The sequence below is a fragment of the Planococcus sp. VCh962 genome (assembly GCF_057748275.1).
The window spans coordinates 14303-37111 of the sequence record NZ_JBYLHS010000002.1 but is presented as its reverse complement, the minus strand read 5'-3'; the positions used below and the strand labels follow the sequence as shown (position 1 = coordinate 37111).

The 22809-nt window shown below is 45.1% G+C and carries 29 protein-coding genes and 1 riboswitch; of the genes, 27 read left to right on the top strand and 2 right to left on the bottom strand.

The window, feature by feature from the left end:
• The first annotated feature begins 129 nt into the window (after positions 1-129).
• From AC3AQ9_RS07725 to flgL, 13 genes are all read left to right on the top strand, one after another.
• Positions 130-882, top strand: a complete 753-nt coding sequence (locus AC3AQ9_RS07725; protein WP_488306890.1) for a glucosaminidase domain-containing protein — start codon at positions 130-132, stop codon at positions 880-882.
• 157 nt (positions 883-1039) lie between these two features.
• Entirely contained in the window at positions 1040-1387 is a 348-nt protein-coding gene (gene flaG, locus AC3AQ9_RS07720; protein ID WP_488306889.1) for a flagellar protein FlaG, read from the top strand.
• A 12-nt stretch (positions 1388-1399) separates the two neighbouring features.
• A complete protein-coding gene (fliD, locus tag AC3AQ9_RS07715) occupies positions 1400-2935 on the top strand; it encodes a flagellar filament capping protein FliD (RefSeq protein WP_488306888.1) in 1536 nt (511 codons plus the stop codon).
• Positions 2936-3325 (top strand): flagellar protein FliT, encoded by a 390-nt coding sequence (gene fliT / locus AC3AQ9_RS07710; RefSeq protein WP_488306887.1) that lies wholly within the window; start codon positions 2936-2938, stop codon positions 3323-3325. It abuts the gene before it with no gap.
• Positions 3326-3342: 17 nt separating this feature from the next.
• Entirely contained in the window at positions 3343-3720 is a 378-nt protein-coding gene (gene fliS, locus AC3AQ9_RS07705; RefSeq protein WP_488306886.1) for a flagellar export chaperone FliS, read from the top strand.
• Positions 3721-3805: 85 nt separating this feature from the next.
• Positions 3806-4603, top strand: a complete 798-nt coding sequence (motA, locus tag AC3AQ9_RS07700; RefSeq protein ID WP_488306885.1) for a flagellar motor stator protein MotA — start codon at positions 3806-3808, stop codon at positions 4601-4603.
• Complete coding sequence (gene motB, locus AC3AQ9_RS07695; protein WP_488306884.1) at positions 4593-5372, top strand: flagellar motor protein MotB; 780 nt, start codon at positions 4593-4595, stop codon at positions 5370-5372. The genes motA and motB overlap by 11 nt, the downstream gene beginning before the upstream one ends.
• A gap of 9 nt (positions 5373-5381) precedes the next feature.
• Positions 5382-5807, top strand: coding sequence for a flagellar basal body-associated FliL family protein (locus tag AC3AQ9_RS07690; protein WP_488306883.1), 426 nt, complete (start codon positions 5382-5384; stop codon positions 5805-5807).
• A gap of 59 nt (positions 5808-5866) precedes the next feature.
• Positions 5867-6301 carry a flagellar protein gene (locus tag AC3AQ9_RS07685; protein WP_488306882.1) on the top strand — a complete coding sequence of 145 codons (435 nt, stop codon included), beginning with the start codon at positions 5867-5869 and terminating at the stop codon, positions 6299-6301.
• A 20-nt stretch (positions 6302-6321) separates the two neighbouring features.
• On the top strand, positions 6322-6594 hold the full coding sequence (flgM, locus tag AC3AQ9_RS07680; RefSeq protein WP_488306881.1) for a flagellar biosynthesis anti-sigma factor FlgM: 273 nt from the start codon (positions 6322-6324) through the stop codon (positions 6592-6594).
• A gap of 30 nt (positions 6595-6624) precedes the next feature.
• Entirely contained in the window at positions 6625-7110 is a 486-nt protein-coding gene (locus AC3AQ9_RS07675; protein WP_488306880.1) for a flagellar protein FlgN, read from the top strand.
• A 25-nt stretch (positions 7111-7135) separates the two neighbouring features.
• A complete protein-coding gene (flgK, locus tag AC3AQ9_RS07670; RefSeq protein WP_488306879.1) occupies positions 7136-8359 on the top strand; it encodes a flagellar hook-associated protein FlgK in 1224 nt (407 codons plus the stop codon).
• A 25-nt stretch (positions 8360-8384) separates the two neighbouring features.
• Positions 8385-9206 carry a flagellar hook-associated protein FlgL gene (flgL, locus tag AC3AQ9_RS07665; protein ID WP_488306878.1) on the top strand — a complete coding sequence of 274 codons (822 nt, stop codon included), beginning with the start codon at positions 8385-8387 and terminating at the stop codon, positions 9204-9206.
• A 143-nt stretch (positions 9207-9349) separates the two neighbouring features.
• On the opposite strand, the gene AC3AQ9_RS07660 is transcribed toward flgL, so the two are convergent.
• Positions 9350-10192, bottom strand: a complete 843-nt coding sequence (locus AC3AQ9_RS07660; protein WP_488306877.1) for a flagellar hook-basal body protein — start codon at positions 10190-10192, stop codon at positions 9350-9352.
• A gap of 18 nt (positions 10193-10210) precedes the next feature.
• A complete protein-coding gene (locus AC3AQ9_RS07655) occupies positions 10211-11044 on the bottom strand; it encodes a flagellar hook-basal body protein (RefSeq protein ID WP_488306876.1) in 834 nt (277 codons plus the stop codon).
• A gap of 211 nt (positions 11045-11255) precedes the next feature.
• Positions 11256-11343: riboswitch (cyclic di-GMP riboswitch) on the top strand.
• A 78-nt stretch (positions 11344-11421) separates the two neighbouring features.
• Here AC3AQ9_RS07655 and flgB point away from each other — a divergent pair.
• The 14 genes from flgB to fliY are packed head-to-tail and all read left to right on the top strand — an operon-like array spanning position 11422 to position 22798.
• Positions 11422-11823 (top strand): flagellar basal body rod protein FlgB, encoded by a 402-nt coding sequence (gene flgB, locus AC3AQ9_RS07650; protein ID WP_488306875.1) that lies wholly within the window; start codon positions 11422-11424, stop codon positions 11821-11823.
• Between the two features lie 6 nt (positions 11824-11829).
• On the top strand, positions 11830-12285 hold the full coding sequence (gene flgC, locus AC3AQ9_RS07645; RefSeq protein WP_488306874.1) for a flagellar basal body rod protein FlgC: 456 nt from the start codon (positions 11830-11832) through the stop codon (positions 12283-12285).
• 26 nt (positions 12286-12311) lie between these two features.
• A complete protein-coding gene (gene fliE / locus AC3AQ9_RS07640; RefSeq protein ID WP_488306873.1) occupies positions 12312-12608 on the top strand; it encodes a flagellar hook-basal body complex protein FliE in 297 nt (98 codons plus the stop codon).
• Positions 12609-12640: 32 nt separating this feature from the next.
• Positions 12641-14272 (top strand): flagellar basal-body MS-ring/collar protein FliF, encoded by a 1632-nt coding sequence (gene fliF, locus AC3AQ9_RS07635; RefSeq protein WP_488306872.1) that lies wholly within the window; start codon positions 12641-12643, stop codon positions 14270-14272.
• Between the two features lie 11 nt (positions 14273-14283).
• Positions 14284-15300, top strand: coding sequence for a flagellar motor switch protein FliG (fliG, locus tag AC3AQ9_RS07630; RefSeq protein WP_488306871.1), 1017 nt, complete (start codon positions 14284-14286; stop codon positions 15298-15300).
• Positions 15293-16090, top strand: coding sequence for a FliH/SctL family protein (locus tag AC3AQ9_RS07625; protein ID WP_488306870.1), 798 nt, complete (start codon positions 15293-15295; stop codon positions 16088-16090). The genes fliG and AC3AQ9_RS07625 overlap by 8 nt, the downstream gene beginning before the upstream one ends.
• Complete coding sequence (gene fliI, locus AC3AQ9_RS07620; protein WP_488306869.1) at positions 16071-17393, top strand: flagellar protein export ATPase FliI; 1323 nt, start codon at positions 16071-16073, stop codon at positions 17391-17393. The genes AC3AQ9_RS07625 and fliI overlap by 20 nt, the downstream gene beginning before the upstream one ends.
• Positions 17390-17857: a flagellar export protein FliJ gene (gene fliJ, locus AC3AQ9_RS07615; RefSeq protein ID WP_488306868.1), complete on the top strand. Its 468-nt coding sequence runs from the start codon at positions 17390-17392 to the stop codon at positions 17855-17857. The genes fliI and fliJ overlap by 4 nt, the downstream gene beginning before the upstream one ends.
• A complete protein-coding gene (locus AC3AQ9_RS07610; protein WP_488306867.1) occupies positions 17854-19176 on the top strand; it encodes a flagellar hook-length control protein FliK in 1323 nt (440 codons plus the stop codon). Before fliJ ends, AC3AQ9_RS07610 begins: the two co-directional genes overlap by 4 nt.
• A gap of 20 nt (positions 19177-19196) precedes the next feature.
• Complete coding sequence (gene flgD / locus AC3AQ9_RS07605; RefSeq protein WP_488306866.1) at positions 19197-19661, top strand: flagellar hook assembly protein FlgD; 465 nt, start codon at positions 19197-19199, stop codon at positions 19659-19661.
• A gap of 40 nt (positions 19662-19701) precedes the next feature.
• A complete protein-coding gene (flgF, locus tag AC3AQ9_RS07600) occupies positions 19702-20481 on the top strand; it encodes a flagellar basal-body rod protein FlgF (RefSeq protein WP_488306865.1) in 780 nt (259 codons plus the stop codon).
• 49 nt (positions 20482-20530) lie between these two features.
• Positions 20531-20746 carry a flagellar FlbD family protein gene (locus AC3AQ9_RS07595; RefSeq protein ID WP_488306864.1) on the top strand — a complete coding sequence of 72 codons (216 nt, stop codon included), beginning with the start codon at positions 20531-20533 and terminating at the stop codon, positions 20744-20746.
• 14 nt (positions 20747-20760) lie between these two features.
• On the top strand, positions 20761-21750 hold the full coding sequence (gene fliM, locus AC3AQ9_RS07590) for a flagellar motor switch protein FliM (RefSeq protein WP_488306863.1): 990 nt from the start codon (positions 20761-20763) through the stop codon (positions 21748-21750).
• Positions 21740-22798, top strand: a complete 1059-nt coding sequence (gene fliY, locus AC3AQ9_RS07585; RefSeq protein WP_488306862.1) for a flagellar motor switch phosphatase FliY — start codon at positions 21740-21742, stop codon at positions 22796-22798. Before fliM ends, fliY begins: the two co-directional genes overlap by 11 nt.
• Positions 22799-22809: the final 11 nt, after the last annotated feature.

Below are 22809 nucleotides of genomic sequence, written 5' to 3'. Positions count from 1 at the left end.
AAGCGTCCTAAGTATTTCCAGAAGACTAATCTATTTATTTTTCCTGCCACAATTATCCTATTCTTTTTTCCTCCAATATCCTATACAATAAACGTGCATTCATTTAAGCAAAAGGTGGGAACTTCCGAAATGACTGGTCCAGTTTCTTCAAATTGGTTTTATTACATGACAATGGCTTCTATGGCGCAAGTAGCGCCTTCGATAAATCAGACAAATACGGCATCACCGCTAGGCGGCATGTCGAACGATAATTCACTATTCATGATGATCTTGAATGCGGCGATGCAGAATATGCAGCCTGCTTCTTCAGAACAGACCCTGCAAGTTCCAACTCAATTAATGCCGCAGACAAGCGGTTCGTTTACTCCGATTCAAGTAACAATCAAACCGCTCGAAACTGAATCGGCAGCTATGACTACTGCTTCGCCAATCGATACAAGAGCAGTCGCGACAAGTCCGCAAGATACAAGCGAATTCGGCTTCAAGCCTGTGCAGTTCATCAAGCTTGAGAACATTCTCGACGGTAAACTCAGCGGCACAGCAAATCATTTCATCAATGCTGGGAAAAAATACGACATCAACCCAAACCTTCTTTCAGCAATCGCCATCCATGAAACAGGGAATGGCTCGTCAAATGCCGTCAACCAGAAAAATAATGTCGCCGGCATGATGGGCAAGAACGGCCTCCGTAGCTATGATTCCATCGAGGACAGTATTTTTGATATGGCGCGAAACTTGCGGAAGAATTATTTAAATGAAGGAAAAGACACCATCGCAGCAATCGGTGCGAAATACGCTCCGGTCGGTGCGGCGAACGATCCAACCGGTTTGAACAATCACTGGACAAAAGGTGTCAGCAAGCAATTCAATAATTTGGCGTAAGAATAAGCCGGTTCCTCAGTGAATCGGTTTTATTTTTTTGCGGAAATCCGTTAAAAAATGATTTCATTTGCCGATAACTATTATAGATAGATGACGGTTCGAGCTCGCTTTCCTGACTCAGCCGACCAGCTAATTGAACGGTAAGGGAGAGTTAACCATGCAAGTGAAGCAGCCACCTGTAGTTTATATTCCAGTGAAGACAGCGGAAACGGCAGTTGTAAACGCTGTTCAGCCTAAAGAAAAAATAGCGGAACTTGAAATCGAAAAAACAGCGAATGTCTCTAAAGAAAAGCTCATTGAAAAAGTGGAAGGCATGAACGACTTCCTTGAGCCGACTAACACGTCTGTCAAATTCCAATTCCACGACGAATTGGGCGAGTATTACGTCCAAGTCATCGATACGATCACCGATGAAGTGATCAAAGAAATCCCGAATAAGAAATTCCTCGATATGTATGCCTCGATGGCCGAATTCGCAGGATTGTTAGTAGATGAAAAACTGTAAGGAGTGAGACTATTGCGTATTGGTGGTTTAGCATCCGGAATCGACACGGATTCCTTAGTAAAAGAAATGATGGCAGCACAGAAATTGCCGCAGGATAAATTGACGCAGGAAAAAACGTTCACGGAATGGCAGAAAGACGCTTACCGCGACGTTAACTTATCGCTGTCCAATTTGCGGACACTGGCAAGCGACATGCGCCTTCAAAGTTCGTTCAATTCATATAGTTCAATAGCTGTTGGAGCCAGCATAACTCCGGAAACAACCGCTTTATCGGTCAGCGGTTCTTATAATGTAAAAGTAAACAGCCTGGCAGCTGGTGCAAAGATCAATTCAGCGGCACCGATAAAAACTCTGTCAGCAACTCCTACGGCTGCGAAATCGACAGATGCTATCGGCGCTGCAGGAAGCATCACCATCAAAGGATCAGGAGCAACGGCAACAAACATTATCGTGCCAGTTTTAGCTACGGAAACTTTTGAGCAAGTAGCGAAAAAAGTCCAGGAAGCAACAGCTGGAAAAGTGCCGGAACTGCGGATGAGTTTTGATAACACGACTTCAAGCTTCTTCATCTCCACGAAAGGCATGGGAGTAGATCAGAATTTCACGATGGATTTTAGCACTCCGGAATTAGCTGGTCAAGTGATCAATGCGAAAGATGCAGCGAACGGGGATGCGATTATTACCAGCTTTTCAACGAAAGCCACTGATGTAGCTTCTAAAAAGTATATTTCGGCAGCAGCCAATGGTTCGGTAACTTTTGATGGAATTGAAGTGAAAGATTTAACTTCTAATAAAACAACAATCAATGGACTAACTTTAAATCTTGTACAAACCGGAGAATCGACGATCACCGTTCAAGCGGATCCAACAAAGACCTTCGATAAGATCAAAGGGTTTATTGATAAATATAACGAAACGATTAAAGAAATTGAGAAGCAGCTGGTTGAAAAACGCTACCCCGATTTCCAACCGCTTTCTGCAGAGCAGAAGAAAGAAATGACGGACAACGAAATCGAATTATGGGAAGAGAAGGCGCGCAGCGGCTTGCTTCGGAATGATCCGATTTTAAGAAGTGCAATCCAGGAATTGCGCCAATCATTTACAGGCACGGTCGCTGGAATGCCTACAGGCAGCATCAATATGCTGTCGCAAATCGGCATCAACACCGGAACTTGGTCTGAAGGCGGCAAGCTTTTCATCGATGAAGATAAATTGAAAAAAGCGCTGATGGACAAGCCGGACCAAGTGATGGCATTATTCACAAACCGGGTCGGCGATAAGAACGTTGGAGTCGGCGGACGAGTTTATGAAACTTTGAATGATGTCGTAAAAAAATTAAGCGACAAAGCGGGCAGCCCGACAAGCTTGGTGGACAACAGCCAAATCACCAAATACATCAAGCAAATGGACGAAGAAATCAGCCGTTGGCAAAAACGTCTCGACAAAATCGAGGACCGCTACTGGAAGCAGTTTACGGCGATGGAAAAAGCCATTAGCCAGATGAACTCACAAAGTGCCTGGATCTCGCAAAGTTTAGGGATGATGTAAATGAACGAACAGCATGAGTATCTGCAGCAGCTACTAGAGCTTACTGAAGCAATTTTAGAAAAAGCGAAAACAATCGGATCAAAAATGGAAGACAATACAGCGGAAGATTTGGTGGAAGTGCAGATTTTATTCGACAGGCGCCAGGAAGCCATAGATAGGCTTGAAGCTTCGAAAAGAGAAGTGAACTTCGATTGGACGGAAAAAGGCGAAAAGATGGTTATGGAACTGCAGGAAATGGAATTGCAGCTGAATCCGTTGATGAACAGCCTGCATCAAGCTTTCGCCAATCAAATGAACCGCATCAGCCAAACCAAACAGATGTCGAAGAAATATCGGGGTGCTTACCAAAGTTCGCCGACAGATGGCACATTTTTTGATATACGGAAGTAGAAATAGGGGGATAGCAAATGGCCACGATCAATCCTTACCAGGCATACCAGCAGAATTCAGTGATGACGGCTTCGCCGCAGGAACTGACGCTGATGCTTTACAACGGCAGTTTGAAATTCATGAAGCTCGCAAAAAAAGCGATGGCGGAGAAGAATTTCCAAGAGAAGAATACGAATATCATCAAAGCGCAGAACATTACACAGGAACTGCGCGTAACGTTGGATCCAGACGCAGAGATTTCAAAAAACATGGAGCAATTGTATGAGTACATGTACACGCGCTTGATCGAAGCGAACACGAAAAACGATTTGGGCATTCTCGAAGAAGTAGAAGGCTTGATGGTAGAACTGCGTGACACTTGGAAGCAAGTGATGGGACTCGTGAAAAACAACTAGATAAAAGCTTTAATGCAAAGCAGAGGATTAAAGAACTGATGCCTTGCAGCAAGGGGATATTAAGAAGTGAAATGAGGTTTTTGGTGTGGATAAGACATCATGGGTAGGCGTAATACTCGGATTGGTCGTGCTGGTCGGTGGAATGATCCTGAAAGGGTCAGATCCGATCGCTTTATGGAATCCGGCGGCACTTGTCATCATCTTTGGTGGTACTGTAGCTACGATATTAGTGGCATTTCCAATGGATGAAGTAAAGAAAATCCCGAGTTTGTTTAAAGTCCTTTTTGGCGAATCGAAGATTGTGCCCATAAAGGAAATGATTCCGCTTTTTACCGAATGGGCAATGGTCGCAAGAAAAGAAGGGCTATTAGCGCTTGAAGAACGTGCAGAAGAAGTGGAAGATCCGTTTTTACAGCGGGGATTGAAAATGGTGGTGGACGGCCAGTCACAGGAATACATCCGTGAATTGATGGAAGAAGAAATTGCGGCAATGGAAGACCGGCATTCGCTTGGTGCCAAGATATTTTCACAGGCGGGTACTTATGCCCCGACTTTAGGGGTGCTTGGAGCTGTAATCGGACTTGTGTCAGCTCTTGGACATCTGGATGATATCGCGTTACTGGGGAAATCCATCTCCGCTGCGTTTATCGCTACGCTGTTCGGGATTTTCACAGGATATGTGCTATGGCATCCATTTGCCAATAAGTTGAAACGCAAATCCGAGCAGGAATCCCAGATGAAGCAAATTATGCTGGAAGGCTTACTGGCTGTCCAGGAAGGCCTGCCGGTCCGATCAGTGGAAGAAAAATTATTGACGTATCTGCCGGCGAAAGACCGGGTTTTAAAAGAAGAAGAAAAGGTAGGTGCCCGTGTTGAAGCGTAAACATAAGCACGAAGATCATGTCGACGAGTCATGGCTCATTCCTTATGCCGATATTTTAACGCTTTTGCTTGCCTTGTTTATCGTGCTGTTCGCCGCCAGTGAAGTGAATTCCCAGAAGTTCCAGGAAATCTCCGATTCGTTCAACCAGGAACTCCAAGGGGGGACCGGAATTCTTGATCATCAGGCACCGGCGGAAGTACCGGGTGATACTTCTAAGCTTGCCGACTTGGAAGAAGACGGAAAAGAAGAAGAAAACAAAGACAAAACGCCTGAAGAAATCGCTTTGGAACAGGATTTCAAGGAATTGGGAGAAATCCAGGAGAAAATTGAGGCTTATATTAAAGAAAAAGGGCTGTCACCGAGGTTACAGACCCAGCTCACCGCAAAAGGCTTGTTGCTGACGATTAAAGAAGGCGTATTATATCCGTCAGGAAGTGCTGACATTACAGACCAGGCAGAGAAGATGGCAAGTGAAATCGCCAACTTGCTGGTTACAGATCTACCAAGAACGATATACATTGAAGGTCATACCGACAATATCCCTGTCCAGACGCCAGATTATCCGTCAAACTGGGAATTGAGCTCGGAACGGGCGATCAATTTCATGAAAATCTTGCTCGAGAACAAAGACTTGGATCCTAGAAAATTCAGTGCGACCGGATACGGAGAGTATCAGCCTGTAGCGTCCAATGATACAGAAGAGGGACGCGCAGAAAACCGCCGGGTGGAAGTGCTGATTTCTCCATACAGTGAAGAAAACAAAAAATAGAGGTGAATTATGAAAAACTTAAAAATGCTTTTCATTCTTTTGATAGCAGTTGCAGTCGTTGGTGGAGGCGCCATGTATTATTTGAAAAGCAGTGAAGCGAGCGCTGAAGGAAAGCAGAAGGTTTCAGCGGAAGAGCTGGCGGCCATGAGCATTGACACGGATATCATTACGACTAACCTGGCTTCTGAAGATAATTACGCGGTCGTTCAGTTCAATATACTGCTTGGCAGCGAAAAAGCGAAAGAAGAAACGGAAAAACGCACGCCTGAAGTCCGGGCAGCGGTAATCTCAACCGTAGCCGGCTTTACGAAAGAACAATTAGTCGGAAAAGAAGGCATTGCGACGCTGGAACAGGAACTTACACAGAAACTGGACGAGATCGTTAATGAAGGAAGAGTGGAACGCGTCCTTGTGACAGAATTTAAGTTACAATAATCTAAATAAAAGCTAAACATTTTGTCGGGAATGCCGATATAAATAGTAGAAAGATTCAGGTGAAGCTTGTGGAAACAGAGCGATTGGCGAATTGCCATGTTTGCGGCAAATTATATATCAAATCTTACTCCGATTGCTGTATGGATTGCCACCAGGAAATCGAGCAGGATTTTAAAACTGTTGATACCTTCTTGAAAAATGTGAATCCTGAAATTGTGTCACTTGAGCACTTGAGCGAAGCGACCGGCGTCATGATCAAGCGGATTACAGATTTTATCCGTGAAGGGCGCATTTACGCAGCAGATTTTCCGAAGCTCGGTTATCCATGTACCCATTGCGGTACACAAATCAAAAAGCAGATGCTCTGCTCTTCTTGTTTCGACTTGTTCTCCTCAGACATCAATCGTCTGATGCAGCACGAGGCTTTTGCAGAAGAAGCGGATCGTATACAAAAAGACAACTCAACAAAAGTACAATATTGGCAATTAAAATAAATTAAGAGGGCGGTGACGAAATGCATATCGACAAAACAAACGGTTCTACTTTTATCAATTCTTATCAGAAGCAGGCGAATGTCTCTCCGGTAGAAAGAGCGAAGCCGATCCAAAAAGAAGATCAAGTGCAAATTTCGAACCGGGCCAAAGAAATGTTTGAAAAGAAAAACGAAATCAGTTCGGAAAGACAGGAAAAAATCAATTTGCTGAAAGCCCAGATTCAATCTGGAGATTATCAGGCCAACACGAAAGAAGTGGCGGATAAACTCTTTCAATTTTGGTTTGACAAGTAAGTTCCGGCTTTATGAAGAGGAGAGTGTCAGATGCTGAAGGAATTGGGCACCGCGCTGGATGAATTGATCCGCATACAAAAACAACTGATTGAATTCGCCGGACAAAAGCAAACCGTGCTGATTGAGCGGCGCATCGAAGAGCTCAATGTTTTAGTGAAAGAAGAAGCGAAACTGATCAAACAGCTCAATGCAATAGAAATAGAGCGCGAACAGTTTGCTGCGCAATTGATGGAAGAACATTCGGCAACAAGCTTCACTGAAATGGTAGCTGGCCTCCCGGATGAAATCATGAAGCGGAAATTACAGAACCAAATCCAGACCTTGCAGGAGCTTTTGCAGGAACTGCAGGCTAAAAATAAAATCAACGAACGGCTGCTTCTCGATTCTATGCATTTTGTTCAGCATATGATTGATCAGGTCACGAAGACCAAACAGCAAAATTTCAATTACCAATCGCCATTAGGGCAACAAAAATCACAAACAAGCAATCGCGGCTTTTTTGATACAAAAGCTTGATGGAGCTTAGAAAGTAGGGAATTACATGGTTTCAACATTTCATGGATTAGAGCTAGGGAAGCGTGGATTAGCAGTTGCCCAGACAAACATCACAACAACGGGCCATAACATTGCGAACGCCAATATAGAAGGCTACTCGCGCCAAAAAGTTAATTCAAGCGCTACTCCTTCACTGGATGTCTGGACAAATGGCAAAACAAGCCAGTTGGGCACCGGAGCTCAAATCGACTCGATCACCCGTGTAAGAGACCGCTTTCTGGATGCGCAATACCGCGACCAATCAAGCACATTCGGCGAATGGAGTGTGCGCCAAGAAACCCTTGGACGATTGGAAGTGGCCATCAACGAACCGAGCGAAACCGGCTTGAATTCCGCAATGGATCAGCTCGGGGCTGCATGGCATGACGTACAGAATAATCCGGGCGATGCCTCAGCGCAAGTTGTTTTGAAAGAGCGAGCAGAAGCGTTTGTTGAAACGGCCCAAGCGATGAATAAATCAATGGATCATATTACAGCAGATCTTGACATGCAAAAAGCAGCAGCGCTGCAAGAAGCTGGCGGGCTTATAAAACAAATCAATGAATTGAACGACAGCATCAAGCGAAGCGGCAGCAATTCGAATGATTTGCTTGATAAACGGGATTTATTAGTCAGCAAGCTTTCTGAGATTGTTCCGGTTACAGTGACTGATAAAAAAGATGGAACAGCAGAAGTTAAACTTCCAGCTGGGGTTTTCCAAGCGAACGCGGATGGCGCATTGGTTCTGAATGCTGGTGTTGAAGTTCCAGGCGGCAAATTAGCAGGGTTTCAGAAGTCGATTGCGATGGTTGGTGAATACCAGAAGGAATTGAAAGATACAGTTAAGAAATTCGCAGAAGCGAATGGCATGTCTGCAGGCGATGATAAATTATTCAAAGCGGATGCCAGTTTCACAATTGAAAGTCTGCAAGTCAATAAATCAGCTGCTGTAAACCTTGCTGATAAAGGTGATTTAGAAGGTGCCCAGAAAGATTTCCGGACTCTTGTCAGCAAACTGGGCGTACAAAGCCAAACAGCCATGAACACAGTAGCAAATCACGAATCGGCTTTACTCGCGACAGAAAATCGGCGCCAATCGGTGACTGGCGTTTCGATTGATGAAGAAATGGCGAATTTAATCATGTTCCAGCATGCATACAGTGCAGCTGCTCGATTTGTCACAACAACGGATGAGATGCTGGATACCATCATCAACCGCATGGCAAATTAAAGTTAAGTAACGGAGGTAAATCACGATGAGAGTAACTCAGCAAATGCTGCACCAAAATTCAGTTCGCCATATGAATCAGAATTTAAGCCGCTTCGAAAAAACCAATAGCCAAGTGGCATCCGGAAAGCTTCTTGAACTGCCATCGGATAATCCACATGGCGTCAGCAAAGCCATGAGTTTGAAAAGTTCTCTAGCGGCAAATGGACAATATGAAAAAAACATAGATGAAGCCAACTTATGGCTGGATGAGACAGACCAGACAATCAGCCAGATGACGGATGTCATGCAGCGGGTGCGTGAATTGGCTGTCCACGGCAACAATGGGACATTGGCAGCTGAAGACCGTGCTACGATTGCAGCTGAATTAACGGAATTGGCAAACCAGCTTGAGCAGTTTTCGAACGCCCAAGTGAATGGCCAAAACTTATTCGCTGGAAACCTTGGCGGAGAGAAAACATTTACCATCAGCAACGGCATTACTATAGAAGGAAATGTTTCAAAAACAGCTTTGTTCGGAGAAGGAACATCTGACTTAATCGCTTCAGTGGCAAATTGGGCCGAAAAAATCAGTAAGGGCGAAGAAGTCCCTTTGGATGAAGTGGATGGTGGGCTAAACCGCTTGCTAAGCGTCCAATCTGAAGTCGGTGCCCGCACCAACCGGGTTGAAGCTTTCGAAAATCGGGTGCTGGACAACACTTTGCAGCTTCAAAAAATGCTGTCCAGCATTGAAGATGTCGATTACGCAGAAGCAATGATCAGGCTCAAAAGCGAAGAAAGCATCTACCAGGCAAGTCTTGCTTCTTCGGCAAAAATCATTCAGCCAAGCTTGATGGATTTCTTAAGATAAAGTGAAAAGCAGCCGGAAGTTCTTTTAAAAGAACTCCCGGCTGCTTTTTTGTTAAGTTTTCAATAATTTTTATCGCTAAAAAATATATGCGAAATAAATAAAAAAAGCTACCGGAAGATCCGATAGCCTGAAAACTTCTTTTCTTACCCTCTGATCGTATTCACAAGGCCCATCATATCATCCGCGAACGAAATGGCTTTCCCTTGTGATTGGATCAAGCGCTGAGTGGAAATCAATTCTGTCATTTCTTCGGTCAAATCTACATTCGACATTTCCAAAGCACCTTGCCCGACACGGATGGTTCCGTTATTTTGCTGGGAAAGGTCCACGATGCTCAAGGTGCCATTTCCGATTTGCTCACCTTCAGTTCCGGGGAGCTGATAGCGATTGCCTCCTGCTTTTTCAAGCAAATTAGGACGGCTGATATCTGCAATACTCAATTGAATCCGGTCCGCAGTTTTGCCAGGAGTCTTATAAGTAATTTCCAAGGTGCCGTTTTCATTGACTTTGATGCCGCTGTAATCGGAATCAAATGAAATGGGGTTATTGTTGATGTCCAGTACGGCATCTCCGTTTGAAGTTACCAAGTTGACTTGATTTGAATTCAATACGGGTTGGGCCTGGAAAGATCCGTCTTTGGTATAGAAGACATTTCCTTCAGAAGCAACCCGGAAAAATCCAGTGCTTCCTTGAAGCATAAAATCAAGGTCGCGGCCAGTCTGCCGGATCGATCCTTGTTCACTTCGAAGGCTCGTTTCGGCGATTTTTACACCTGAACCAATCCGTAGGCCATTTGGAGTGATTCTGCCGATTTCGTTATGGGCACCTGCTTGTTTAGTGATCGATTGAACGAGGGTGTCAGAGAAATTTGCCTCTTGCCGTTTATAGCCGTTCGTATTGACATTTGAAATATTGTTGGCGATGACGTCGACTTTTTTCTGAAGTTCACGCATCGAATTTGCTGCTGTATTCATTTGAATGTTCATCTAGGGGAGACCTCCATTTTACACACGGCCAATTTCGTTGACCGCTTTTTCCATGCTCCGATCGTACGCCTGCAAGACTTTCTGGTTCGATTCGAAGCCTCGGTACGTAGCCATCATATCAGTCATTGTCTGCGTCAAATCGACATTTGATGATTCAACAAATCCTTGCTTAACAAATGAACGGGAATTATTGAGAAACGGAACGTCTTCAGCAAGCTGCGGAGCGTCCGCTCCAGTACCTTCCCAACGCATTAAACCGTGGCCTTCTTTTACAAGTTGTTCCGGATTTTCAGTGTAGCCAATCCATAGGTTATTAGTACCAGTTCCATCCGGGAAAGTTATTGTGCCATCATCTCCGACTGTAAATTCTTTTGAATCCACACGGATAGGAGCGAGATCGGCATCTAGCACATTATAGCCTTCACTTGTCTTCAATAAGCCGTCCGGCCCGACTGAAAACTGTCCATTTTTGGTGTAGCGCACTTCATCATTAGAAAGCGAGACGGCAAAAAGCAGCGAGCCGCGCTGCTGCGTTCCGGGAACGACTGGCAGCAAATCATCCGTCAATGCAAAATCGGTCGAGTTTCCTGTAGATTTTAAAGCACCTTGTGTGAAGGAAGGAATGCCTTCCTGAGCGTAAACTCCGGTAGACATCTTCCCGAGATGCGGACCAGAAGCGGCAGTTTTTGCTGAACCCATCGCTTTAATAAGTTGGTCAGGGAAAGAGCGGATCATGGTTTGATCTTGTTTGAATCCAGGGGTATTGGCGTTCGCCAAATTATTTGTCAGAATCTGTTGTTTTCTGTTATGTGCCATCATTCCAGAAGTAGCGGTGTGGAGTCCACGAAACATAATAGTTCATTCCTCTCAAAACTTAATAACCTTATTCACGCGATAGCATAACATTAATTTATGACTATTAACAGATATAATTGTAAATTTTATACTAATAAATTTAAAAAAGAAAAATATACAAATTAATACAAACATGTTACTATAATTTCGAACTCAATTTTAAAAATGGTACGAAATAACGAGTTTGAAAATGAAATAGCTGAAATCATAACGATAATGGCAAACCTGTCGAAAGGCAGGGACGCAAAGCTACGGGCCTAAATATATTCCATATAAATGGCAGCCGGGTTACCGAAAAATGGTTGATTTAGTATAAATCCGCCTTTTTTAGAGGTGTTTTTTTATTGTCGAAATTTCCATAAAGGAGCAAAAAAATGAATCTTTTTCCTCAATCGTTTCAGTCTTTGGAACAAGCCATGTCAACCGCCACTTTGCAGCAGCGCGTCCATACCGCCAATATTGCCAATGTGGACACCCCGAATTATAAAAGCAAAGAAGTAAACTTCAAAAAAGCTCTGGATAGCGCAATTAGCAACCAGTCCATGTCAAGTTTCAAAACAGATGCCAGACACATAGCGTTCAGCACAGAAAACGGCCAGGCTTCTAGCGCTCTTATAAAAGAAAACAATTCCACTAAAATAACCCCGAACGGCAATAACGTCGATATGGATGTGGAAATGGCCGAGCTTGCCAAAAATCAATTATGGTACAACGCCTTGACAGATCGGGTCAATGGAAAATTCAATTCACTGCGCACCGTAATCGAAGGGAGATAATAAGAGATGAACTTATTTAATGGCTTAAATATCAGTGCCTCTGGATTAACTGCGAACCGCCTTCGAATGGATGTGGTGTCATCCAATATCGCGAATGCCAATACTAACCGGGCTCAGCTCGTGGACGGGGAATGGGTGCCATACCGCCGGAAAACCGTGGAACTGACACAAAATGGTGTTTCGCCTTTTCAGCAGCAGCTTTCATCCGCAATGAATCGCGGAGCTGGCCCGGTGTCGGGAGTTTCGGTTTCTTCTATTGAAGAAGACCGGGCACCATTTGTTCAGACATATGACCCGAATCATCCCGATGCGGATGAGAACGGTTATGTCCAATCACCAAACGTGGATCCTGTAAAAGAAATGGTCGACTTGATGTCAGCAACCCGTTCTTATGAAGCGAACGTTACAGCTTTGAACGCATCCAAAAGCATGTTTATGAAAGCACTGGAAATCGGCAAGTAAGCCGCCAGGCTATTTAGGAGGTAATTATGGAAACGATTAGCCAAATACAAACACCTTTTTTACAAAATCAGCCGATTGCAAAACCGAGTACGGAAAACAAAGTGGAAGGTTTTGGAGAAATTTTCAAAAAGTCGCTTGAAGACGTGAAAGCGGCCCAAAACGAGTCCGATAAATTAACGAACCAATTAGTGACAGGGGAAGTACAAGATGTCCATGAAGTGATGATTGCTTCGCAAAAAGCGAGTTTATCCCTGCAAATGACAGTCCAGGTCCGCAATAAAGTAGTAGAAGCTTATCAGGAAGTAATGAGAATGCAATTATGATTCCGGCACATGACAAGAAGGATGGAGCATAGATGAAAGAAAAGATAACCGTATACCGAACGAAGATGAAAGAGTCGTGGGAAAAATTTCCGAAATCGACGAAGTGGATTATCGCCGGTTCCCTCATTGGGACGATTTTATTGATTTCGATTTTTGCGTTCTTGAATTCGAGAACCGAATATGCGGTGCTGTATTCGGATTTATCTCCTTCAGAAGCCGGAGAAATAAAGACAGCCATCGAAGAACAAGGAATTCCGGTTCAAGTGTCAGCAGACTCCAAAACCATCAGTGTTCCGGATGAAGAAGTCGCCAATTTGAAAGTCAGCCTGGCTGCTGATGGCATTCCGCAAAGCGGCAACGTCAATTATAGTATTTTCAGTGAAAATATGGGGCTTGGCATGACTGACCGCCATTTTGATGTAGTGGAACGTGATGCGATGCAAAATGAATTAGCGAATTTGATCAAACAAATCAAAGGCGTCAATGAAGCGAGCGTCATGATTACTTTGCCGAAAGAAAACATCTGGATCACCGATGAAGAACAAGTAGCGACAGCATCTGTAGTGGTCCAAGGAGACCCGACGTTCGAGCTCGACCAGAAGCAGATCAATGGTTTATACCATTTGATCAGCAAGAGTGTACCGAACTTGCCGGCTGACCAGATTGTGATCATGAACCAGAACGGCCAAGTATTCGAAGCGCTTGAGGAAAACCAGATGGACACGACGCTGTCGGTTTACCAGCAGCAACGTGAAATCCAGAAAGACATTGAAAAAGATATCCAGCGCCAACTGCAGCAAATGCTCGGCATGACGATGGGCCAGGATAAAGTAATTGTTTCCGTAATGACCAGCATGGACTTTACAAAAGAAAAACGTGAAGAAAATCTGGTGGAACCTGTCAACGAAGAAACGGGGACAGGACTCGACTTGAGCGTGGAACGGATTGTGGAAACCTATAAAAGTGAAGGTGCCGGAGCAGAAGACGCTTCAGGAACCGGAGATTCTGAAATCTCCAATTATGAAGCGGCAGACGGCGGTGGAACGAGCGAGTCCGAACGGACCGAAGAACGGATTAACCGGGAAGTGAACCGCATCAACCGCCAGATTGAAATGAGTCCGTATGTCATTGATGACATCACCATCAATGTGGGAGTTGAACCGCCTGTACCGAACAATCCGGCAAGTTTATCCGATGAGAATGTAGCGGATATCCGGAATTTGCTTATCAATACGGTTTCTACCACGCTTAGTATGAGTGGAAACAATGTCGATCCTTTGGATTTGGAAAATCGGATTTCCGTTTTTGCAACTGAATTTAAAGGCAAACCGGAAATTGTTGAACCTGTAACTCCTCAGGCATGGTGGACCGTCTTGCCGGCATGGCTGCTTTGGACAATTGGAGGCTGCTTGGCTTTACTCGTTATCGGGCTGATTGTATTCCTATTGACGCGCAGAAGAAAAGTGGACGAATACGAAGAGGAGTTCGAATTTGGGATGTTTGAAGCGCCATTGGCTGGAGCCCGGATTGATGAAATCGAGGAAATTGATTTAGCGGAATTAACATCCAAATCAAATCCGAAACGCAAAACAATTGAAAAACTTGCCAAAGAACGGCCGGAAGATTTTGCGAAACTATTGCGCACGTGGATGGCTGATGAATAGGAGAGTGGATCATGTCTAAACAACGCATGAAAGGTTTGACGGGTGTACAGAAAGTAGCTGTCCTTTTGGTCGGATTAGGGCCTGAAGTGTCAGTTGAAATCTTCAAGCAGCTGAGCGAACCTGAAATTGATCAATTGACGCTTGAAATATCAAATGTACGCCAATTGAAAAACAGTCAGACCGAACAAGTCATGAATGAATTTTATGGCATGATTCTTGGCCAGGACTTTATGAATGAAGGCGGCCTCGATTATGCAAAAAATATATTGGAAAAAGCATTAGGGAAAGAACGGGCGCTGGAAACAATCGGCCGATTGACGAGCCGTCTGGAAGTCAAGCCGTTTGGATTTGCCAGAAAAGCGGATCCGAATCAGATTTTATCGGTCTTGCAGCATGAACATTCACAAACAATCGCTTTGGTGCTGTCTTATTTAGATCCGAAACAGGCATCTCAAATTATTTCCCAGCTGGAACCGTCTAAACAGGCAGAAGTGGCACGGCGGATTGCGCTGATGGAAAGCACAGCGCCGGAAGTCATCCACCAAGTCGAACAGATTCTGGAACGGAAATTATCTGCTACCGGAGGCCAGGACTTTACGTCAACTGGCGGTGTCGAAGCAATTGTCAAAGTTCTTAGCAGAGTTGATCGTGGAACTGAGAAATCGATTTTGACCGAACTGGAAATTGAATCGCCGGAATTAGTGGAAGAAATCAAGAAACGCATGTTTGTTTTCGAAGATATTGTGTTGCTTGACGCCCGCACCATTCAGCGGATTATCCGTGAAGTGAATGACAGTGATTTGATTTATGCCTTGAAAGTGGCGAATGAGGATGTCAAAGACGGCATCTACCGCAATATTTCTTCACGCCGGGCAGATGGCATCAAAGAGGAAATCGAGACAATGGGCCCTGTTAAGCTGAAAGATGTTGAAACAGCTCAGACGAATATCGTTGCACTTGTCCGGAGCCTCGAAGAAAAAGGCGAAATTACAGTTGCACGCGGTGAAGGGGAGGAAATGATTGTCTAATATCATTCGTTTCCAGCAGCCTTCCATTCTTGAGAAGAAAGTTCTCCAGACAAAAAAGATAGAAAATAAAATGCCCAGCTTTACCGGGCCGGAAGCAGATCCAAGCCAACAAAAACAGTCCCTTTTGCAGGAAATCGAATCGCTGCAGGCACAGCAGCAAATGCTGAAACTCCAGCTGCAAACCGAACAGGAAGAAACCCGCGCTGAACTCCGTTCATGGCGGGAATCCGAACGGGAGAAAGCGGAAATCGAAGCAGAGCGATTGGCTGAAGAAGCGACACAGCGCGGTTATACAACAGGGTACGCCCAAGGAGTAAAGCAAGCGGAAGAAGAATTCCGCCAAGCGCGGGAAGATATGCAGCAATTGATCGAGACGGCTTACGAAGAGAAAACGAAAATCATCCGTGATGCCGAGCCATTCCTTTTGTCGTTGAGCGTACGGATTGCTGAAAAAGTGCTGAAGAAAGAATTGAAGCAGCACGATGACCAGCTGCTGAACATCGTCCAGCGCGCATTGAAACGGGTGGAAGAAGCGGACGACGTCATTATGCAAGTATCTCTCGAGGACTATCCGATCATCATTCCGTATTTGAATGAACTGAAAACATATATCCGGGCAGACTCTGAACTGAAAGTGGTGCCCGTCGCAAATCTGACTAAGGGCGGCTGCATGATCCACACTGCCAGTGGTTCCTATGACGTAACCGTCGACAGCCAGCTTGAAGAAATCAAACGACAAATGCTCGCTTACAGTGAGGAGAAGACATTCGATGAACCTTCAAACAGATGAATACTTGGAACTCCTGGAAGAAATTGAACCCGTCAAAAAGCATGGGAAAGTGATTCAAGTTATTGGTTTAACGATCGAATCGAAAGGTCCATATGCCAAAATAGGCGAGCTTTGCCTGCTGTATCCAAACCATTACGAACGCCCGATTGAGGCAGAAGTGGTGGGCTTTAAGGAAAACAAGATTTTATTGATGCCGCTCCAGGATTTATCGCAAGTCGGCCCTGGCTGCTTGGTCGTGGCAACGGGAGTCCCGCTGCAGATCAAAGTAGGGCCATCGATTTTAGGCAAAATTCTGGATGGCACCGGCAAACCGCTTGACGAAAGCATTTTGCCGTCAGGTCTGACAAAATACTCGACGAATAACGTCCCGCCGAATCCGCTGAAGCGCCCGCGGATTACCCGTCCACTAGAAGTCGGGGTACGGGCGATAGATGGCTTGCTGACAGTCGGCCAAGGCCAGCGCATAGGCGTATTTGCAGGCAGTGGTGTAGGGAAGAGCACCTTGCTTGGCATGATTGCACGCAACACCGAAGCCGATATCAACGTCATTGCGCTCATTGGAGAGCGGGGACGTGAAGTACGGGACTTTATCGAACGCGACCTTGGTCCGGAAGGGTTAAAGAAATCGGTGGTGGTTGCGGCAACTTCTGACCAGACGCCGCTGCAGCGGATCAAAGGGGCTTTGACGGCAACCGCCATTGCAGAATATTTTCGCGACCAAGGCAAAAATGTCATGCTGATGATGGATTCTGTCACGCGTTTTGCCATGGCTCAGCGTGAAGTAGGGCTTGCGGTGGGAGAGCCGCCGACAAGCAAAGGCTACACCCCAAGTGTCTTTGCGCTGCTGCCAAAACTATTGGAGCGGTCCGGCACTTCGAACAAAGGCTCCATTACTGCTTTTTATACGGTACTGGTTGACGGAGATGACATGAATGAGCCGATTGCCGATGCAGTCCGCGGAATACTTGACGGGCATATCGTTCTTGATCGGAAAATCGCACAAAAAGGCCAGTTCCCGGCAATCAATATCATGTCGAGCGTGAGCCGTGTGATGCATGACGTTGTTTCAGAAGAACACCAAAAGGCAGCGGTCCAATTCAAACGGCTGCTGTCCGCATATGACGCTTCGGAAGACTTGATAAATATAGGAGCCTATAAGAGTGGCGCCAATAAAGAAATAGATGATGCCATCCGTTCTTACCCGCTGATCAAAGAATATCTTCAACAGGATATTTATGAAAAGGCCAAGCTGGAAGAAAGTGTAGATAGGCTATCCGCACAATTTGGAGGAGTACAAACGTGACACAATTCAACTTTCGGTTCCAAAAAATACTTGATTTAAAAGAAAATGAAACAGGCTTTGCACAAATCCAAATGGCGGACGCCATCAAACAGCAAGAAGCCGGTTATCAGCGCAATGAAGCGATTTACAAAAAACTCATTGATGCCGAACAACTTATCAATACGAAGCAGGAAGACGGAGTGAACATTTCGGAACTCCGTATGCTTGTGAATTATATACAGCAGCTGCAGGAGCAGTTAGTGGCATCGAACCGTGAACTTGAATTGCTGCAAAACAACGTTGTCCGCACGCAGGATCAATTGCAGCTGAAAGCCCAGGAAGAAAAGACTTGGGATAATTTGAAACAGAAAAAGCATTCTCAGTTTATCGAAGAAAACAAAACGATTGAACAAAACTTCTTTGACGAATTGGCAAGCACCCGATTTTACAGGACGTCTCAAGCTGCCATCGCAGAAAGAGGGTGAGTCCGATAACTGTCATGAAAACGTCAGGACCAATTTCGGTCAATGTTCCTCAGACAACTGCTAAGCCATCAGCCGATGGTGTTCTTGAAACAGGCGCATTTTCAAAGCTGCTTTCTTCCCTCACACCAGAAGAAGAAAATCCAGCAGAAACTGCACCGGCAAAACTGCAGGAAAAACTTGAAGAAGTACTGGTGGCACTCGAACAGATTCCGCTGGACACATTAGCTCCCGAACAACAGGAACTATTAGCTGCATTGATGCAGTTGCTGGCTCTCCAAACAGATCAAATAGAACAGAAAACAAAGGGTGAAAATCCTGAGTATGCAAAAACTACCGCATCTTACACAGAGAAAACAGACCTAATAACTGAGAGTTTGCTGAAAAATACACCGATTCAACAGAAAATGGTGGAATTACTCCAACAGATTGCTCAGAAAACAAAAATTTCGGATTCAAATGTTGTTAAAGAATTCGCCGTTGTCCCTATTTTTATGGGGGCTGAAAAGGAATATATTTTAAATGAGCCAAAAATTGTTAATGAAACGATAAAAATACTGACACAGCTGCTTCAGCAACTTGAAACTGCTCAAGAGGAAAAAGGCCAACTCGTTTCCGCGAAAATTCTTGAACAGACAGGAGAGCTTTTGAAACAGGCAGATTCTCTTTCCGTAAAGCTGGAAAATGCGAACTTAACGCCGAAAAATGAGATTCCGGCAAACATGCTAACACGGCTCTCTTCAGAACCGGCTTCCATTCAACAAGTCGAAGCAGTGGCTGGTGGTACAAATCATCCAGAAAATACAGCAGCACAGCTTGAAGGGGTAAAAGCACCTCCAGTGCAGGTTCGGACAGAAGCACCGGCACCGTCCGTCCGGATGGCCAATTTACCCGAAGATCTTAGCGGTGTGTTGAAAAACTCTTTAAAACTTATCGGATCGGGAGAAAGCACTCAGATGAAAGTAAGTATTTTCCCAGAACATCTCGGCCACCTTGAAATCCGCTTGAGTACGGTGGACGGAAAAGTGGCAGCGCAAATTTTTACAAGTAATTTATTTGCCAAAGAAGCACTGGATCTGCAAGTTTATCAATTGCGAAACTCTCTGATTCAGCAAGGGATTTCAGTTGACCGTATTGAAATTTCGCAGCAGGCCACTGGACAGTCATTCAATCAGCAACAAGCGCAGCAGGAACAGCGATTTGCCCAACAGCGGCAAAACTCAACAAAAAACGGCTATCAGCGGCAAGAGGAAGAAGCTGCGGCTTTTGTTCGCAACACCTCTACAGCAGGCTCGGTAATGTCGGTCGATTATACAATTTAATAGACGAAAGGAATGTCCCTATGAATGTCAGCAACACAAATGCAGCTGTTATGCAAACAGCGCAGACCGCAAAGACTGGCGCTGAAAGCACACTAGGAAAAGATGCTTTCTTGAAAATTCTCGTGACCCAGATGAAAAACCAGAATCCGCTGGAGCCATTGAAAGATACGGAATTCATCGGCCAGATGGCCCAGTTCAGCAGTCTTGAACAACTTACGAACTTGAATACGACGATGAATACATTCGTCAGTGGACAGGGAACCCAGACGCTGTCGGAGCATGCTAATCTAATCGGCAATAAAGTATTTTGGGAACGCGAAGTAAACGGTGAGACTGAAAAGGGTGAAGGCATTGTCAAAGCAATTGCCATGAAGAACGGGGAACTTATCGTTGAAATTGAAGGTGACGGAACAAAGTTGCCGATCAACACCATCCAGCGAATTGAAAAATATACAGACCAGCCAAATGAACAGCAGACCGTCTGATCCAAGAGAATTCAGCCGGAACTTGAAAGGGGAAAAATAAATGTTACGTTCAATGTATTCAGGAGTATCAGGCATGAAAGGTTTCCAGACGAAACTTGATGTGATCGGAAACAACATCGCCAATGTCAACACCATCGGCTATAAGAAAAGCACCATCAACTTCCAGGATCTTCTCAGCCAGAACCTATCAGGCAGCGGCGTTAATCCGATGCAAGTAGGACTGGGTGTCCAGACTTCAGCCGTCAATGTTATCCACACACCAGGGTCCGCAATGACGACAGGTGTTGGAACAGACTTGGCGATTATGGGTGATGGGTTCTTTATGGTTAAGGATCCGGCGAACGCAGCGGGCCAAACTTTTTTAACACGCGCTGGGAACTTTGTAGTGGATGCTGACGGAGACTTGGTAACTTCACAAGGCTACGCGGTCCAAAGCACAGCAGGAAATGCCATTCGAATCGATCCAAATACGTATGCTTCATTCTCGATTGACCGTGAAGGCCGTGTCATCGGAAAAGAACCAAATGGTACGGAAAGAACTGTAGCGACAATTGCTGTGGCAAATCCGGCAAATCCTGCCGGGCTGCGTAAATATGGTGGCTCACTCTATGAATTGACAACTGCTGCCGGTGCCATGAATGCTGGCACAGCAGCAAACGCAACGTCTATGATCTCAGCAGGCATGCTCGAAATGTCAAACGTTGATTTAACTGAAGAATTTACCGAAATGATCGTTGCACAGCGCGGATTCCAGGCAAACTCACGAACGATTACCACTTCTGATGAAATCCTGCAGGAAGTCGTCAACTTGAAACGATAATATGGGGGGGACAGGCTGAAAGTGCATTGAGACGCTTTCAGCTGTTTACATGATTAAACTAACTAGATTGAATAAGACGCCGTTCACGCTGAATGCCATCTACATCGAGCGGATTGAATCGACGCCAGATACCATCGTCACCCTCATGTCCGGCAAGAAAGTGCATGTCTTGGAATCGGTCGACGAAGTCGCCGACCGGATTACGGCCTACTACCAGAAAATCAACATACTGCCGAGCCTGCAGCATCCAAACTGGGCTGAATGAAAGGAGGGACCATTGTGGAGAATTTCCTGACCGATGAGAATATAGACGCCCTTCTTTCGACTCTGCAGAAAAACGCGCCCAAACCGGCAGCAGTCATGCGGGAGCGAAAAGTGCAGACATACGATTTTAAAAAGGCATTGCGTTTCTCGCAAGACCAGATCCGTACATTGACCCGGATCCATGAAAACTATGCCCGGCTTATTACATCTTATTTATCAACACTTCTTCGGACGTATGTCCAGATTTCTGTGGCATCTGTCAACCAGTACACGTATGAAGAGTTTATCCAAAACGTACAAGATAAATCGATCCTGGGCGTATTTAAAGCCCTTCCTCTTCAAGGAAGCATGCTGATGGAGTTTTCTCCTAATGTCACGTACATCATGCTCGATAGAATGCTCGGCGGCCAAGGGGAAAGTGCCACGGAAATGAATGATCTGACGGAAATCGAAATGAGTGTCATCGAACGTGTGTTCATCAATGCACTTGCGAGCTTTCAGGAAGCCTGGTCATCCGTTATTAAACTGGTGCCCGAGCTGAAGGAAATTGAAGTCAATCCGCAATTTCTCACCACCTCACCGCCAAATGAAACGGTCATTCTAGTTTCACTTCGGACCAAAATTGGAGAAGTTGAGGGCAATATCAACATTTGCTTGCCATACGTCATGCTTGAACAGGTATTGCCAAAGCTGTCTGCAAGGCATTGGCTGGCAAACCAGAAAAAAGCGATTGAAAGCCATGAAGCGGTTGCCTTGGAATTGAAAGTTCAAAGCACACGGCTTGATGTCAAAGCGGTGCTTGGGAAATCATCAATCGAAATCAGCGATTTTTTGAATTTGAAAATTGGCGATGTCATTCGTTTAGATGAATCCTTCAGTGATCCAGTGACCGTTCTGGTTGATGAAAAACAGAAATTCTTTGCACAGCCAGGTGTTTCTAAAGGCAAGATTGCTGTGCAAATCACCGAAATACATTCTGAAGGTGAGGACTACCATGAACTTTGATAAAGTATCCCCGGATGAAATCAGAGGCCTGCTTGGCCAAAAAGAAGTGGAGGGAAAACAGATGTCTGCAGAATCTTTTTTGCCTACAGAAAAAGAAGCCTTAACGGAATTGCTTGCGGTATCCCTGGGTGGCTCGTCAGCCGTACTTTCTGAAATGTTCGCTGAAGAAACGTCCGTCGCTCCACCCGTTATCGCAATCAAACAGCGCGATGAAATTTTATCCAATACTGCATCGCCGTTCTTTGTCGTGCTGGGTGAATACACCGGCGGAGTCAATGGAATCCAAATTCTTTCCATCAATAAAGGCGATGTCCAGATGCTTGCGGAAACGATTGATCCAGAGATTGAAGCGGAGGATATGGAAAAGCAATTCCAAGTGCTCCAGCAAGTGGTCGAGAATATGTTCATTTCAGTATCCAAATCGATGTCAATGCTGCTGGAACAGGAAGTCGCTTATTCGCTTTCTGGAATGGATGTTGTTGAAAAACAGCAGGATTTCCCGTTTGCAAAGTTTACAGGAGAACAATGGTTTGCCGAAGCCAGCTATGAAGTGAAGATTGGCGAAGATAAAACCGCGAAATTTGAGCTGGGCATCCCGGTCCCGCTGGCGAAGCAATTGACGGCCATCTTAATCGGTGAACAAATCGAGGAAGATGCGGAGGAGACAGAAGAAATGGATTATCAAACAACGAATCAAACAGCCACAGAAAATAAAAAGAACACAGCCCCGAACATTCAGTCGGTCCAGTTTTCAAGCTTTGATGACACAGCGCAAACTCATGCAGAACCAAGCAACTTGAATATGCTTTTGGACATTCCGCTGCAAGTCACTGTGGAACTCGGCCGGACAAAACGAATGGTCAAAGAGATTTTGAATGTATCGCAAGGTTCGATTATCGAGCTTGATAAACTGGCAGGTGAGCCGGTCGATATTCTGATCAACAATAAAGTCATTGCAGTCGGAGAAGTAGTAGTCATCGATGAAAATTTTGGCGTGCGCGTAACGGATATTCTCAGCACAGCCGACCGTCTCACTAAACTGCGCTAATGCCTGAAGTA

Coding starts and splice junctions, on each gene's coding strand:
- AC3AQ9_RS07725 (WP_488306890.1), top strand. CDS start 130: ATGACTGGTCCAGTTTCTTCAAATTGGTTTTATTACATGACAATGGCT.
- flaG (WP_488306889.1), top strand. CDS start 1,040: ATGCAAGTGAAGCAGCCACCTGTAGTTTATATTCCAGTGAAGACAGCG.
- fliT (WP_488306887.1), top strand. CDS start 2,936: ATGAACGAACAGCATGAGTATCTGCAGCAGCTACTAGAGCTTACTGAA.
- fliS (WP_488306886.1), top strand. CDS start 3,343: ATGGCCACGATCAATCCTTACCAGGCATACCAGCAGAATTCAGTGATG.
- AC3AQ9_RS07690 (WP_488306883.1), top strand. CDS start 5,382: ATGAAAAACTTAAAAATGCTTTTCATTCTTTTGATAGCAGTTGCAGTC.
- flgM (WP_488306881.1), top strand. CDS start 6,322: ATGCATATCGACAAAACAAACGGTTCTACTTTTATCAATTCTTATCAG.
- AC3AQ9_RS07675 (WP_488306880.1), top strand. CDS start 6,625: ATGCTGAAGGAATTGGGCACCGCGCTGGATGAATTGATCCGCATACAA.
- flgK (WP_488306879.1), top strand. CDS start 7,136: ATGGTTTCAACATTTCATGGATTAGAGCTAGGGAAGCGTGGATTAGCA.
- flgL (WP_488306878.1), top strand. CDS start 8,385: ATGAGAGTAACTCAGCAAATGCTGCACCAAAATTCAGTTCGCCATATG.
- AC3AQ9_RS07660 (WP_488306877.1), bottom strand. CDS start 10,192: ATGAACATTCAAATGAATACAGCAGCAAATTCGATGCGTGAACTTCAG.
- AC3AQ9_RS07655 (WP_488306876.1), bottom strand. CDS start 11,044: ATGTTTCGTGGACTCCACACCGCTACTTCTGGAATGATGGCACATAAC.
- flgB (WP_488306875.1), top strand. CDS start 11,422: ATGAATCTTTTTCCTCAATCGTTTCAGTCTTTGGAACAAGCCATGTCA.
- flgC (WP_488306874.1), top strand. CDS start 11,830: ATGAACTTATTTAATGGCTTAAATATCAGTGCCTCTGGATTAACTGCG.
- fliE (WP_488306873.1), top strand. CDS start 12,312: ATGGAAACGATTAGCCAAATACAAACACCTTTTTTACAAAATCAGCCG.
- fliF (WP_488306872.1), top strand. CDS start 12,641: ATGAAAGAAAAGATAACCGTATACCGAACGAAGATGAAAGAGTCGTGG.
- fliG (WP_488306871.1), top strand. CDS start 14,284: ATGTCTAAACAACGCATGAAAGGTTTGACGGGTGTACAGAAAGTAGCT.
- fliI (WP_488306869.1), top strand. CDS start 16,071: ATGAACCTTCAAACAGATGAATACTTGGAACTCCTGGAAGAAATTGAA.
- flgD (WP_488306866.1), top strand. CDS start 19,197: ATGAATGTCAGCAACACAAATGCAGCTGTTATGCAAACAGCGCAGACC.
- flgF (WP_488306865.1), top strand. CDS start 19,702: ATGTTACGTTCAATGTATTCAGGAGTATCAGGCATGAAAGGTTTCCAG.
- AC3AQ9_RS07595 (WP_488306864.1), top strand. CDS start 20,531: ATGATTAAACTAACTAGATTGAATAAGACGCCGTTCACGCTGAATGCC.
- fliY (WP_488306862.1), top strand. CDS start 21,740: ATGAACTTTGATAAAGTATCCCCGGATGAAATCAGAGGCCTGCTTGGC.